The sequence below is a fragment of the Amycolatopsis sp. DSM 110486 genome, from assembly GCF_019468465.1.
Taxonomy (GTDB): domain Bacteria; phylum Actinomycetota; class Actinomycetes; order Mycobacteriales; family Pseudonocardiaceae; genus Amycolatopsis.
In genome coordinates this window covers 719,688-732,625 of record NZ_CP080519.1, presented here as the reverse complement: position 1 = coordinate 732,625, position 12,938 = coordinate 719,688, and the positions used below count along the sequence as shown (strand labels likewise).

Annotated in this window: 12 protein-coding genes; 8 read left to right on the top strand and 4 right to left on the bottom strand. The window is 71.3% G+C overall.

Features of this window, described 5'->3' with window-relative positions; genetic code table 11:
• Positions 1 to 333 precede the first annotated feature (333 nt).
• From K1T34_RS03615 to proB, 5 genes are all read left to right on the top strand, one after another.
• Entirely contained in the window at positions 334 to 3,429 is a 3,096-nt protein-coding gene (locus K1T34_RS03615) for a translation initiation factor IF-2 N-terminal domain-containing protein (protein ID WP_220242881.1), read from the top strand.
• Positions 3,430 to 3,610: 181 nt separating this feature from the next.
• Positions 3,611 to 3,925: a 50S ribosomal protein L21 gene (gene rplU, locus K1T34_RS03610; protein WP_009081084.1), complete on the top strand. Its 315-nt coding sequence runs from the start codon at positions 3,611 to 3,613 to the stop codon at positions 3,923 to 3,925.
• Positions 3,926 to 3,966: 41 nt separating this feature from the next.
• Positions 3,967 to 4,233, top strand: coding sequence for a 50S ribosomal protein L27 (gene rpmA / locus K1T34_RS03605; protein ID WP_220242880.1), 267 nt, complete (start codon positions 3,967 to 3,969; stop codon positions 4,231 to 4,233).
• Positions 4,234 to 4,350: 117 nt separating this feature from the next.
• Entirely contained in the window at positions 4,351 to 5,868 is a 1,518-nt protein-coding gene (obgE, locus tag K1T34_RS03600; protein ID WP_220242879.1) for a GTPase ObgE, read from the top strand.
• On the top strand, positions 5,865 to 6,971 hold the full coding sequence (gene proB, locus K1T34_RS03595; protein ID WP_220242878.1) for a glutamate 5-kinase: 1,107 nt from the start codon (positions 5,865 to 5,867) through the stop codon (positions 6,969 to 6,971). Before obgE ends, proB begins: the two co-directional genes overlap by 4 nt.
• Before the next feature lie 49 nt (positions 6,972 to 7,020).
• Here proB and K1T34_RS03590 read toward each other — a convergent pair whose 3' ends face one another.
• Together K1T34_RS03590 and K1T34_RS03585 are read right to left on the bottom strand one after the other, a co-directional pair.
• Positions 7,021 to 8,004, bottom strand: coding sequence for an aldo/keto reductase (locus tag K1T34_RS03590; RefSeq protein WP_220242877.1), 984 nt, complete (start codon positions 8,002 to 8,004; stop codon positions 7,021 to 7,023).
• A 67-nt stretch (positions 8,005 to 8,071) separates the two neighbouring features.
• The gene (locus K1T34_RS03585; protein WP_220242876.1) at positions 8,072 to 8,650 is read right to left on the bottom strand and encodes a DJ-1/PfpI family protein; all 579 of its coding nucleotides are present in this window, start codon (positions 8,648 to 8,650) and stop codon (positions 8,072 to 8,074) included.
• Positions 8,651 to 8,741: 91 nt separating this feature from the next.
• Here K1T34_RS03585 and K1T34_RS54430 point away from each other — a divergent pair, with 91 nt between their 5' ends.
• Positions 8,742 to 9,305, top strand: a complete 564-nt coding sequence (locus K1T34_RS54430; RefSeq protein WP_220242875.1) for a TetR/AcrR family transcriptional regulator — start codon at positions 8,742 to 8,744, stop codon at positions 9,303 to 9,305.
• A 256-nt stretch (positions 9,306 to 9,561) separates the two neighbouring features.
• Here K1T34_RS54430 and K1T34_RS03575 read toward each other — a convergent pair whose 3' ends face one another.
• A complete protein-coding gene (locus tag K1T34_RS03575; protein WP_220242874.1) occupies positions 9,562 to 10,278 on the bottom strand; it encodes an SDR family oxidoreductase in 717 nt (238 codons plus the stop codon).
• A 58-nt stretch (positions 10,279 to 10,336) separates the two neighbouring features.
• Here K1T34_RS03575 and K1T34_RS03570 point away from each other — a divergent pair, with 58 nt between their 5' ends.
• The gene (locus K1T34_RS03570) at positions 10,337 to 10,921 is read left to right on the top strand and encodes a TetR/AcrR family transcriptional regulator (RefSeq protein ID WP_220242873.1); all 585 of its coding nucleotides are present in this window, start codon (positions 10,337 to 10,339) and stop codon (positions 10,919 to 10,921) included.
• Here the strand turns inward: K1T34_RS03570 and K1T34_RS03565 are convergent.
• Positions 10,911 to 11,525 (bottom strand): TetR/AcrR family transcriptional regulator, encoded by a 615-nt coding sequence (locus K1T34_RS03565; RefSeq protein WP_220242872.1) that lies wholly within the window; start codon positions 11,523 to 11,525, stop codon positions 10,911 to 10,913. The genes K1T34_RS03570 and K1T34_RS03565 overlap by 11 nt on opposite strands.
• Positions 11,526 to 11,615: 90 nt before the next feature.
• Between K1T34_RS03565 and K1T34_RS03560 the strand changes: the two genes are divergently transcribed.
• Positions 11,616 to 12,824, top strand: coding sequence for an NAD(P)/FAD-dependent oxidoreductase (locus K1T34_RS03560; RefSeq protein ID WP_220242871.1), 1,209 nt, complete (start codon positions 11,616 to 11,618; stop codon positions 12,822 to 12,824).
• Positions 12,825 to 12,938: the final 114 nt, after the last annotated feature.

Here is a 12,938-nt window from a genome sequence, read left to right as displayed (position 1 = left end):
ATACTCACGTCGACCGCCTCGACGACGGGCATCCTGCCTGCGTCGTGAGTGGTCCGGAGGAGTGCCGGACCGGCACCACTCGCGTCGCCCCCGGGAGGCCGGGCAGCTCGACGTGGTGGGGCTGGCCCGCGAGGGGTCGGAGCCAGGCCGGCGCGCCGCCGAGGAGACCTGACCGTGCCCGGTTCGCCGAACCCCGGTGGACCGCACGGTTTGCCACGCAAGGATTCCCGCCGCTGGTCACCACCACGGCGGGCACGGAACAGAAAGGGCCCCTGCGCGGCCGCGTCATGACCGGTGAGAACCGGCAGACGCGCCCGGGGGCGGAGGAGACACATGTCGAACGCGGACACACCCGCCGATCAGACCGGCGGGAATACCGCCGCACCCGTGACCAGTCAGCTGGGAGAGCTGCCGCCGCGCATTCGCGTGCACGCGCTCGCCAAGCTGCTGGGCTCCAGCAGCCGCGACCTGCTCGCCAAGCTGGCCGAGCTGGGCGAGAGCCCCCGCAGCGCGCAGTCGAGCGTGACGCGCGAGGTCGCGGTCAAGGTGGCCGAGGCGCTCGCCCCGGCCGAAGCGGCCGAGAGCACGCCCGAGGTCACCGCGGCGGCCGAGAGCACCGCGACCCCTGAGGTCACCGAGGTCCCCGAGGTCACTGAGCAGCCGGCTCAGCCCGAACCCGTCCAGGCCGAAAGCACCGAAAGCGCCGAGACCACCGAGCAGCCCGCCGAAGAGCAGGCCGCCCCCGAGCAGCGCGAGCCGCGCCGCCGCGTCCGCCGGGCCGCCGTGCCCGCCGTCGTCGTGAGCCACCCGCCCGCCGAGGTCGAGGCCGAGGAGCCGGAGCGGGCGCAGGCCAAGCGCCCGGTGCACGTGCCGGTGTTCGCCGCGCCGTCGCCGGTCTTCCTGCCGCCGGAGCCCGAGCCCGCCGGTGAGCGGCCCGCGCGCAACCGGCCCGCGCCGGTGTTCGGCGTCGGCCCGAAGCCGGTCGCCGAGGAAGCGCCGGCCGAGGACGAGCAGGCCGAGGACACCACGGGCGAGGACACCGACGATCGCTCCGACGACGACGAAGACGGCGCAGCCGGTCGTCGCCGGCGTCGTCGCGGCCGCCGTGGCCGCGGCCGGGGCAAGGGCGGCGACGAGGGCGGCACCGAAGACGACGAGCCCGCCGACGAGCCGGACCGCAAGCGCGGCTCGGCGAAGCAGGACGACAAGCAAGCCGAGAAACAGGCCGACAAGCCCGAGAAGCAGGCCGACAAGGCCGACTCCGAGCAGGGCGAGCAGACCGAGTCCGAGGACTCGTCCGGCGAAGCCGATGCCGACGGCGACTCCGACGGCGAGGGCGGCAGCCGCCGCCGGCGCCGTCGCCGCCGTCGCAAGGGCGGGGACGACGACGGGTCCGACGCGACCACCGACGACCCGCCCAACACCGTCACCCACGTGCGCCAGGCGAAGGCCGAGCAGCCCGAGCGCCCGGCGCGCGACGAGGTGCGCAGCGTGCGCGGCTCCACGCGCCTGGAGGCCAAGCGTCAGCGCCGCCGCGACGGTCGCGAGGCCGGCCGCCGCCGCGCCCCGATCCTGTCGGAGGCCGAGTTCCTCGCCCGCCGCGAGTCGGTGGAGCGCACGATGGTCGTCGCCGAGAAGGGCGACTCCACGCAGATCGCGGTGCTCGAGGACGGCGTGCTCGTGGAGCACTTCGTCACCTCGGCCGGCACCGGGTCGATCGTGGGCAACGTCTACCTCGGCCGCGTGCAGAACGTGCTGCCGAGCATGGAGGCCGCGTTCATCGACATCGGCCGCGGCCGCAACGCCGTGCTCTACGCCGGTGAGGTCGACTGGGACGCCGCAGGCCTGGAGGGCAAGGCCCGCAAGATCGAGCAGGCCCTGTCCACCGGCGACAGCGTGCTCGTGCAGGTCACGAAGGACCCGGTCGGGCACAAGGGCGCCCGGCTGACCACGCAGATCTCGCTGCCCGGCCGCTTCCTGGTCTACGTGCCGGCCGGCGGGGCCACGGGCATCTCGCGCAAGCTGCCGGAGAACGAGCGGCGCCGGCTCAAGGACATCCTCAAGCGGATCGTCCCGGAGGACGCGGGCGTGATCATCCGCACCGCGTCGGAAGGCATCGTCGAGGAGGAGCTCGACCGCGACGTCCGGCGCCTCAAGGTGCAGTGGGACGTCATCAAGGAGAAGGCCGACGCCGGTTCCGCCAAAAAGGGCGGCACGCCGACCATGCTCTACGAAGAGCCCGACCTGCTGGTGAAGGTCGTGCGCGACCTGTTCACCGAGGACTTCGCCAAGCTCGAAGTGCAGGGCGGCAAGTCGTTTGACACGATCCACTCGTACGTGGAGCACGTGGCCCCGGACCTGGCCGACCGCCTCAAGCGCTACACCGGCACCGGCGACGTGTTCGCCGACCACCGGATCGACGAGCAGATCACGAAGGCGCTCGACCGCAAGGTCTGGCTGCCCTCGGGTGGTTACCTCGTCATCGACCGCACCGAGGCGATGACGGTGATCGACGTCAACACCGGCAAGTTCACCGGCTCGGGCGGCAACCTCGAAGAGACGGTGACGCGCAACAACCTGGAGTCGGCGGAGGAGATCGTCCGCCAGCTGCGGCTGCGCGACATCGGCGGCATCATCGTGATCGACTTCATCGACATGGTGCTCGAGTCCAACCGCGAGCTGGTGCTGCGCCGCCTCACCGAGTGCCTCGGCCGCGACCGCACGCGTCACCAGGTCGCCGAGGTCACGTCGCTGGGTCTGGTGCAGATGACCCGCAAGAAGATCGGCACGGGCCTGCTCGAGGCGTTCTCCACGCCGTGTGAGCACTGCAAGGGCCGCGGGGTCATCGTGTCCACCGAGCCGCAGCGCACCGGTGGTGGCGGCAACGGCGGCGGCACCAACGGCCACAACCACGGCGGCGGCGGTGGGGACACCAAGAGCTCCCGTCGCTCGCGCGGCCGCGGCAAGGGCGACGAGCAGCAGGCCGAGCCCACCAAGGTCGTGGAGCCGGCCCCGGCGCCCACGCCCGAGCAGCGCGAGTCCGTGGTGTCGGCCGTGCAGGCGATGGTGAACGCGTCGAAGGCGGCGTCCCACAAGGGCGAGCACGAGGGCGAGCCGGAGCCGCACGTCGAGGACGAGCCGAAGCCACTGGCGGAGGCCGTGAAGACGGTGGAGACGGCGCAGGAGACGGCGGCCCCGGCCGCCGAGACCCCGGCGCCGGCCGTCGAGGAAGCGGCTCAGCCGGTTGAGACGGTTGAGAAGACCGAGGTTGCCGAGACCGCCGAGACCGCTGAGGCGGCCGCGTCGACTTCGGAGGCCGAATCCGAGGTCGACGTGCCGGCTCCGGCCACGCGACCCACCCGGCGCCGGTCGCGCCGGGCGGCGTCGCGCCCGGCGGGTCCGCCGGTGCACGCCTCGGAGCAGAGCTGAAAGACCACGTAGGGGACCCCGGTGTCCATCCACCGGGGAACCTCACGTAACCTGTAGTACGGCCTACCACCAGAGCAGGCCGCTGCGCGAGCACCTGGACCGCCTTCGGGCGGGCCGTCCGCGCCAGCCCCCCACCCGATTGCCTAGTAGTTACAGGGCCGAGTTAATGCAGGAGACTTCCGTGTCGGCGTACGCGATCGTCAAGACCGGCGGCAAGCAGTACAAGGTGGCCGTCGGCGACGTCGTCGAGGTCGAGAAGCTCGAGGGCGAGCCGGGCACCGAGCACACCTTCCCCGCTGTGCTGTTCGTGGACGGTGGCGAGGTCACCACGGACGCCGACGCGTTGGCGAAGGTCTCGGTTACCGGCAAGGTCGTGGAGCAGACCAAGGGTCCGAAGATCCGGATCCACAAGTTCAAGAACAAGACCGGCTACCACAAGCGCCAGGGTCACCGGCAGAAGCTGACCCGCGTTGAGGTCACCGGTATCTCCAAGTAGTTCTTCGGATCTTCGCAGACTTTCAGAAAGAGGCTTGAGCGATGGCTCACAAGAAGGGTGCGTCCAGCTCCCGCAACGGTCGTGACTCCAATGCCCAGCGACTGGGCGTGAAGCGCTACGGCGGCCAGGAGGTGAACGCCGGCGAGATCCTGATCCGCCAGCGTGGCACCAAGTTCCACCCCGGCGTGAACGTCGGCCGTGGCGGCGACGACACGCTGTTCGCGCTCGCCGCCGGTGCGGTCGAGTTCGGCACCAAGCGTGGCCGCAAGACGGTCAACATCGTGCCTTCGGTCGCCGCAGAAGCCTGATCTTCGGGTTTTCTGCAACACGACTTTCCGACGAGGGGTGGAGCCGGAATATCCGGCGCCACCCCTCGTTTGTGTTGTCCGAGAGTTTTTTCTTCGCGAGTGAAGTGAGGCAGTGCCATGGCGTCCCGGTTCGTGGACCGCGCGGTGATCCACCTGACCGCCGGTGACGGGGGCAACGGCTGTGCCTCCGTGCACCGCGAAAAGTTCAAGCCCCTGGGGGGTCCGGACGGCGGCAACGGCGGCAACGGCGGCGACGTCACGCTCGTCGTCGACCCCAACGTCCACACCCTGCTCGACTTCCACTTCCGCCCCCATGCCCGCGCCGGCAACGGCAAGATGGGCCAGGGCAACAACCGCAACGGCGCCGCCGGCGACCCGCTGGAGATGCGCGTGCCGTCCGGCACCGTCGTCTTCACGGAGGACGGCGAGCTCGTGGCCGACCTCGTGTCGCCCGGCACCACGTTCATCGCGGCCCAGGGCGGCCGCGGCGGGCTCGGCAACGCGTCGCTGGCGTCGAAGGCCCGCAAGGCCCCCGGGTTCGCGCTGCTGGGCGAGCCCGGCGAGTCGCGCAACCTGGTGCTGGAGCTGCGTTCGGTCGCCGACGTCGGCCTGCTCGGCTTCCCGAGCGCGGGCAAGTCGTCGCTGATCTCCGTGCTCTCGGCCGCGAAGCCGAAGATCGCCGACTACCCGTTCACCACGCTCGTGCCGAACCTCGGCGTGATCACCGCCGGCTCCACCGTGTTCACGATGGCCGACGTGCCGGGCCTGATCCCGGGCGCGTCGGAGGGCAAGGGCCTGGGTCTGGACTTCCTGCGCCACATCGAGCGCTGCGCCGTGCTGGTGCATGTGGTCGACTGCGCGACGCTGGAGCCGGGCCGGGACCCGGTGTCCGATGTGGACGCTCTCGAAGAGGAGCTCGCCAAGTACACCCCGGGCCTGGGCGGCAAGCTCGACGAGCGCCCGCGCGTGGTGGTGCTCAACAAGATCGACGTGCCGGAAGCCGCGGAGCTGGCGGAGTTCGTGCGGCCCGAGTTCGAGGCCCGCGGCCTGCAGGTGTTCGAGATCTCGACGGCCTCGCGCAAGGGCCTGCGGGAGCTCACCTTCGCGCTGGCGAAGGTCGTGGAGGAGTACCGCGAGGCGCAGCCGGTGCTGGAGCAGCAGCGCATCGTGCTGCACCCGCTGGCCATCGACGACAGCGGCTTCACCGTCTCGGCCGACCCGGAGGAAGAGGGCGCGTTCATCGTCCGCGGTGCCCGGCCCGAGCGCTGGATCCGGCAGACGAACTTCGCCAACGACGAGGCCGTCGGCTACCTCGCCGACCGGCTCAACCGTCTCGGCGTCGAGGACGCGCTCGCGAAGAAGGGTGCGAAGCCGGGCAGCCCGGTCACGATCGGCGACGTGCAGTTCGAGTGGGAGCCGTCGTCGCCCAGCGTCGCGGTGCACCTGTCCGGACGCGGCACTGACGTGCGGCTGGAGAAGAGCGACCGCATCGGCGCGGCGGAGCGCAAGGAAGCCCGCCGGATCCGTCGTGACGGGACCGGGGAGGACGAGTCGTTCTCCGACGAGGACTCCGACTCGGCCTCCGCCGACCATGCGGATGACTTCGACGACGATCTGGAGGAACTGGACCGGTGAGCGGCACGCGCGTCGAGATCGCCGAAGCCCGCAGGCTCGTCGTCAAGGTCGGTTCGTCCGGGCTGACGACCGCCGGCAGCGGCCTGGACGTCAAGCGGCTCGACGCGCTGGTCGACGCCATCGCGGCGCGCGTGGCCCGCGACTGCCAGATCGTGCTCGTGTCCTCGGGTGCCATCGGCGCCGGCCTCGCGCCGCTGTCGCTGGGCAAGCGCCCGCGTGACCTGGCCACGAAGCAGGCGGCGGCGAGCGTCGGTCAGCTCGCGCTGGCCCACGCGTACGCGGAATCGTTCGGCAGGTACTCGCTCACCGTCGGCCAGGTCCTGCTGACGTCCGACGACGTGGTGCGCCGCGCGCACTACCGCAACGCGCAGCGCACGTTCTCGCGGCTGCTCGCCCTCGGCGCCGTGCCCGTGGTCAACGAGAACGACACCGTGGCCACGCAGGAAATCCGCTTCGGCGACAACGACCGCCTCGCCGCCCTCGTCGCCCACCTCATCGGCGCCGACGCACTGATCTTGCTGTCCGATGTGGACGGTCTCTACGACGGCGATCCTCGCGACGGCGCCACGCGCAAGATCGCCGAGGTGCTGAGCGAGTCCGATGTGGAGGGCATCTCCGTCGGCATGTCCTCCTCGGGCCTCGGCACGGGCGGCATGGTCTCGAAGCTCGCCGCCGCCCGCACCGCCGCGGGCGCCGGCATCCCCGTGCTGCTCGCCGCCGCCGTCGACGCCGCGGGCGCCCTCGGCGCGGCCGACGTCGGCACGGTCTTCGCGCCCGCCGACACCCGCCTGTCCGCGCGCCGCTTCTGGCTCGGCTACGCCGCCGACTCGTCCGGCCGCCTCCGTCTTGACGACGGCGCGGTGGTCGCGATCCTGCGCCGCCGCTCGCTGCTGGCGGCCGGCATCACCGGCGTGCTCGGCAAGTTCGAGGCGGGCGACGTCGTGGACCTCGTTGATGCCAAGGACGTCCCGGTCGCGCGCGGCGTGGTGGCGTTCGACGCGGGCGAGCTGCCGGATCTGATCGGCCGGTCGAGCCACGAGGTCCCCGTGGAGCACCGCCGTGAGGTCGTCCACGCGGACGATCTCGTGCCGCTGCGCCGGTAGACCTCCACCTCGACCCGGGCGGCACAGCCGGGTCCGAAGTGGACAGTGGTCAGCCGTTCGTCTTGGCCAGCCCCGCGGGCGTGTCGCGATCTCCCGCCACGGCGGTGTGTGGCACGGCGGCTTCGAGCCGGGCGAGGTCGGCTTCGCTGAGCGAGACGTCCGTGGCGGCGGCGTTCTCCTCCAGGTACTTCCGCCGTTTCGTGCCCGGGATGGGCACGACGTCGTGGCCCATCACCCAGGCCAGCGCGATCTGGCCCGGGGTCACGCCCTTCTCCTCGGCGAGCGCACGAACCCGGTCCACCAGCACGAGGTTGGCCGCGATGTTCTCCGGCGAGAACCGAGGGAGCCCGCGCCGCGCGTCGCCGGGGGCGAGGTCGTCGACGCTGCGGATCGTGCCGGACAGGAAGCCGCGGCCGAGCGGGGAGAAGGCGACGAACCCGATGCCCAGCTCGTCGACGACGGCCTTCACGCCGTTGCTCAGGGCCTCCTGGCTGATCAGGGAGAACTCCGACTGCAGCGCGGTGATCGGGTGCACCGCGTGGGCGCGGCGGATCGTGGCCGGCGCCGCCTCGGACAACCCGAGGTAGCGCACCTTGCCCTCCTGCACGAGGGCGGCCATGCCGCCGACGGTGTCCTCGATCGGCGTCGCCGGGTCGACCCGGTGCAGGTACAGCAGGTCGATCCGGTCGGTCCCGAGGTGGCGAAGGGACCGTTCGACGGCCTTGCGGGCGTACTCCGGGCTTCCGTTCGGGCCGTGGAAGGTGCCGTCGTCGTCGATTTCGGTGGCGAACTTGGTCGCGAGCACGAGCTCGTCGCGCCGGTGCCCGAGCGCGCGGTGGATCAGCTTCTCGTTCTCGAACGGGCCGTAGGCCTCCGCGGTGTCGATCAGCGTGATCCCGAGGTCGGCCGCGTGGCGGAGAGTGGCGATCGACTCTTCGTCGTCACGGTCCCCGTAGAACGCGCTCATCCCCATCGCGCCGAACCCCTCGGCCGAGACTTCCAGGCCTTGGCCGCCGAGTTTCCTCATCCGCATGTTCTTCGCCCCTTTGCGCTGACTGTCCTCAATGTACTGATGGTTGCCTCGCTCGCCGCTCACCTGATCAGGCGGCGTGCAGCCGCTCGAGGATCACCGCCATCTCCTGCGGCAGGTCGCCGGGGCGCCGGGAGGTGACGATCCGCCCGTCCGCCACGACCGGCTCATCGACGTAGGTTCCGCCGGCGTCGGCGATGTCGCTCTCGACGTGGTAGAAGCCCGTCATGGCGCGGCCGGTCGCGAGGCCCGCCTTGGCGAGGACCCGCGGGCCGTGGCACACCGAACCGATCGGCTTGTCGCGCTCCGCGAACGTGCGCACGAACTCCACCGCGGCGTCGTTCGCCACGAGCTCCTCGGGCGCGAGGCCGCCAGGCATGTACAGCGCGTCGTACGCCTGCGGGTCGGCGTCGGCGAGGGGGAGGGTGTCCTGCAGGGTGGTGCCGCGGTAGCCACTGAGCAGGCCGCCGGCCGGCGTGATCACGTCGACGTCGTAGCCCTCCTCGACGAAGCGGTGGTACGGGTAGAAGAACTCGACGTCCTCGACCTTGTCTGCGGTCAGGATTGCGACGCGGCCGCGACCGGCCTGCGCCAGCGGAACGGGCTTGCGGTTGTCGACTCCGCGAACGGCCGTCTCACGCGTGGTCATGGTTGGTCTCCAAAACGAACGAACTGGATGGTTCGGTATCGACTATAGCACCGAAAGAACCAGATAGTTCGGAACGCTCTATGCTCGCGGGATGCCACGTGACGCGACGGAGACCAAGCGCCGGGTCCTGGAGGCCGCGTACCGGGAGTTCGCCGCGTACGGCCTGGCCGGCGCGCGGGTCGACCGGATCGCCGCGAACGCCGAGGCCAACAAGCGCGCCATCTACGACTACTTCGGGAGCAAAGAGGAACTGTTCGACACGGTCGTGGTCGAACGCCTGCTGACGGGCATGGAGACCGTCCCGGAGACCTGGGACGACCTGGCGCGCTTCGCCGGCGCCGTCTTCGACTACTACGCCTCGGACCCCGACCGCGCCCGGCTCACGCTCTGGCGGCAGCTCGAACGCCCGGAACCGACCGCGCGCGAGCTGGAGTCGTTCGGCGCCAAGCTCGCCGAGATGCGCGCCGCGCGCCCGACCGACGAGGCCATCGACACCGCGGACCTCTACGCCCTGATCTGGGCCCTCCACCACACGGCGATCCTCTACCCCGGCGCGCTGCGGCCGACCGCCGAATCCGACCAGGCGCGGCTGCGGGCCGCCGTTGTGGCCGCGGTGGGCCGCCTCAGCGCGCCGTGGCGTGGGGAGGCGGACTGACGGCTTGCTTCGGTCGGCCGACGGCCGGGGAGGTTTCCGGCGTGGCCCGGGCAGCGGTGGGCCGGCTGAGCGTTGGCGCTGGATGCCGGGCTGGCTGCGATTGCGGTCGGCGTGGGAGCCCGGCCCGCGCCGGGCAGCTGGGTGTCCCGCTCTCCGAGCCCGACGACGAAGTGGGGTGCGGCGACCCTCCGACTGCGGTGAAACCCTGGCCACGGCGGGACTTGAGCCGTGATCACGGCTCAAGTCCCGCCGTGCATCAGAGTGTGATCAGCCGCGCGCCACCGTCGCTCTCCAGGACGGTGCCGGTCGTGGTCGGGTTGGTGGCCGCGAACACCACGGCCTCGGCGACGTCGTCGGCGGACGCGACCTGTCGCGTCGGCAGGACCGAGGCGACCTGTGCGAAGTAGGCCGCGCGCTGCTCGGGCGGGAAGCCGCTCCACCAAGCCGTGTCCACCACCCCGGGTGACACGGCGTTGACCCGGATCGGTGCGAGTTCCGCCGCCAGCGGTTTGACCGCGGCCTCCAGGGCGCCGTTGATCGCCGCGAGTCCGGTCGTGCCCGGCATGCCGGTGCGCGCGGTGATGGCGGTGACCAGGGTGATCGACCCCGTCGGCGCGAGTCTCGGCAGCACCGCCTGGATGGTGGTGAGGTGCGCCCAGAACTTCGCATCGAAGGCGCGCCGCAGCATTGCCAGGTCCAGGTCCGCGATCGGCCCCATTCCCTCGCTGCCGCTGAGGCTCACCACGAGGGCGTCGATCCGCCCGATCGTCTCGGCGAGCGCGGCCATGGCGGCCGCGTCGCCGCCGTCGGCCTGGTGTCCGGTGAGGCCGGGGTCGCTGGCCGCCAGGTCGTCGAGCCGTTCTTTGCCGCGGCCGGTGAGGTGGACGTCGAACCCGCGTTCGCGCAGCTTGCGCGCGGTCGCCAGCCCGATGCCCGAAGTGCCCCCAGCGACGAGGGCCGTGCTGTTGCTCATGTGGTCTCCAATTTCGAACCGTGACGTCTCGTCTCGAATTACGCTACCATCGGTTCTCGTGACCGACCAGCCCCTCGGCAGCCGCCCCGGCCGCAAGCGCAGCGCCGCCAGCCGCGACGCGATCCTCGTGGCGACCTTGGAACTCATCGCGGAAGTCGGGTACGCCGGCCTGACCATCGAAGGCATCGCGGCGCGCTCCGGCTCGGGGAAGCAGACCGTCTACCGGTGGTGGCCGTCCAAAGCGGACGTGCTCATGGAGGCGCTCGCGAGCAAGGCCGACCTGATCGTGCCGGTGCCCGACCACGGCGACCTCGCGGCCGACCTGCGCGAGTTCCTGCGCGACACGTTCGCGCTCGGCGGCAAGCAGACCGTCGGCGACACGCTGCGCGCGCTGATGGCGCAGGCGCAGGTGGACCCCGCGTTCGGCGACCGCTTCCGTGAAGACTTCCTGCTGCGCCGGCGCGAGGTGCTGGGCCGGATCGTCGACCGCGCGGCCGAGCGCGGCGAGCTCCCCGCCGGCGTCTCCCGCGAAACCCTGATCGACGTCGTGTTCGGCACCCTCTGGTACCGCCTGCTCGCCACCCGCACGCCGGTCGGCCCGGAGCTCGCCGACGAGCTGGTGGCGCTGATCGTCAGGGCTTGAGCGCCCGCACGATGCGGGCCAGCTGCTCCGCGTAGGCGTCGGCGAACTCGGCCGAGCCCGGGTCCTGGCCGGTGAGCGCGCGGGCGACGCGTGGGAACGCGAGCGACGCGCTGGCCGCCGCCATCAGCACGAGCATCAGCGCCGCCGGGTCGATGTCGGCCGGGAAGTCGCCGGCTTCCTGACGTGCGCGGACGTAGTCGAGCTGGCGCTGGAGGAACTCGCGCTGGGCTTCGACACCGATGGCGTCCGGCTCGCCGTCGGTGAGGTTCTCCCAGAGGAACAGGCGGCCGAGGTCGGCGTCGGCGAGGCCCGAGCGCACGAACTCGGCGGCGACGTCCGCCAGCTCGCGATCCGGTGCGGCGATCGTGGTGAAGCTGTCGAAGACCGGGCGGTTCAGCTCGGTGTACAGGCCTTCCTTGCCGCCGAAGTAGTACGAGATCAGCTGCTTGTTCACGCCCGCACGTGTGGCGATCTCGCCGACGCGCGCCGCCGCGTAGCCCAAGCTGGCGAACTCCGCCTTGGCCGCCTCGAGGATGCGCGCCTTCGTGCGCTCGGGGTCGCGCTGACGTTCGCGTGGCGCACGGCGGGGACTGTTCTCGGGCACGGGATCATCCTAGTCGATGACTCAATCATCCTCACGGTTGACTTAATCATCCGTACGGATGATTATGGAATGGTCCGAGAGGGGAAGACCATGAACTTGCGAGTTGCCGTCGTCGGCGGCGGGACGGGTGGCCTGTGCCTGGCCCACGGCCTGGTCCGGGCCGGTGTCGAAGTGGCGGTGTACGAACGCAGCCGCACGCGGACCGAGCGGCTGCAGGGTTACCGCGTGCACATCGATCCACACGGTGCGGCCGCATTGCACGAGTGCCTGCCGCCCGACGCGTGGCAGCGTTTCGTGGCCGCGACGGGGGAGAGTGCGCACGAGTTCGCCTTCGTCACGGAGCAGTTGCGCGAGCTGGCCGTGATGCGCGAACCGGACGCGGCGGATCCGGCGAAGGCCCACCACTCCGTCAGCCGGATCTCGCTACACCAGGTGCTTTCGGCCGGCCTCGAGGGAATCCTGTGGTACGACAAGGAGTTCGTGCGCTACGAGGCCGGGCCCAAGGACGTGACCCTCCACTTCGCCGACGGCACCACGGCTTCGGCCGACCTCGTGATCGGCGCGGACGGCGCGAACTCCCGCGTGCGTGTCCAATTCTTGCCTCACGCGAATCGGGTGGATACGGGAATCGTCACGATCGTCGGCAAGGCGCCGCTCTCGGGCTGCGCCGGCCGGTTCACCGCCGGTCCGGTGTACGTCGCGGCCCCACCCGGCTGCGGCATGTTCACCGCGCCGCACCTGTCCCCGGAGGTCGCGGTCAACGACGAAACCGCCGACCTCGACCCGGTGCTGTTCGACAACACCGGCAGCTACGTGACGTGGGCCTACGGCGCACGGAACCTGCCGGCCGACCTGTCCGAACTGGACGGTGCCGCCCTGCGATCTCTGGTGCTCGACCTGATCCGCGACTGGCACCCCGACCTGGTGCGGCTGGTTTCGGACTCGCCCGAGGGCACCGTGAGCCGCCTGCCCATCCTCACGTCCGTCCCGGTCCGCCCCTGGCCCTCCGGCCCCGTCACTCTCCTCGGCGACGCCGCCCACAGCATGACGCCCTTCCGCGGCATCGGCGCCAACACCGCCCTCCGCGACGCCCAGCTGCTGTGCCGCAAGCTCACCTCCGGCCGCGCGGCCGGTGTGGCCGTCGCCGAGTACGAACGCGAAATGCGCAAGTACGCCGACAAAGCCGTCCGCACCTCGGCCCGCAGTGCCGACCAATTCGTCTCCGGCAGCCGCCTCGGCCGGGCACTGACGCGGACGATGTTCCGGACTCTCGGCGCTGCCCAGAAACTCCGCCGCTGACGGCTGGGGCGGCCGAATCGACCCCTGTGCAGCGGGGCTGTTCGAAGTCTGGGACTGCGGCGGCTTTCCTTGTCGGGTAGGCATTTCCGGCCGCCGCGCTGCAGTGGGCGGCGT

Excerpts from the sequence above, each read along its gene's own strand:
- K1T34_RS03615 (WP_220242881.1), top strand. The coding sequence starts at position 334 with ATGTCGAACGCGGACACACCCGCCGATCAGACCGGCGGGAATACCGCC.
- rpmA (WP_220242880.1), top strand. The coding sequence starts at position 3,967 with ATGGCTCACAAGAAGGGTGCGTCCAGCTCCCGCAACGGTCGTGACTCC.
- obgE (WP_220242879.1), top strand. The coding sequence starts at position 4,351 with ATGGCGTCCCGGTTCGTGGACCGCGCGGTGATCCACCTGACCGCCGGT.
- K1T34_RS03590 (WP_220242877.1), bottom strand. The coding sequence starts at position 8,004 with ATGCGGATGAGGAAACTCGGCGGCCAAGGCCTGGAAGTCTCGGCCGAG.
- K1T34_RS03585 (WP_220242876.1), bottom strand. The coding sequence starts at position 8,650 with ATGACCACGCGTGAGACGGCCGTTCGCGGAGTCGACAACCGCAAGCCC.
- K1T34_RS54430 (WP_220242875.1), top strand. The coding sequence starts at position 8,742 with ATGCCACGTGACGCGACGGAGACCAAGCGCCGGGTCCTGGAGGCCGCG.
- K1T34_RS03575 (WP_220242874.1), bottom strand. The coding sequence starts at position 10,278 with ATGAGCAACAGCACGGCCCTCGTCGCTGGGGGCACTTCGGGCATCGGG.
- K1T34_RS03560 (WP_220242871.1), top strand. The coding sequence starts at position 11,616 with ATGAACTTGCGAGTTGCCGTCGTCGGCGGCGGGACGGGTGGCCTGTGC.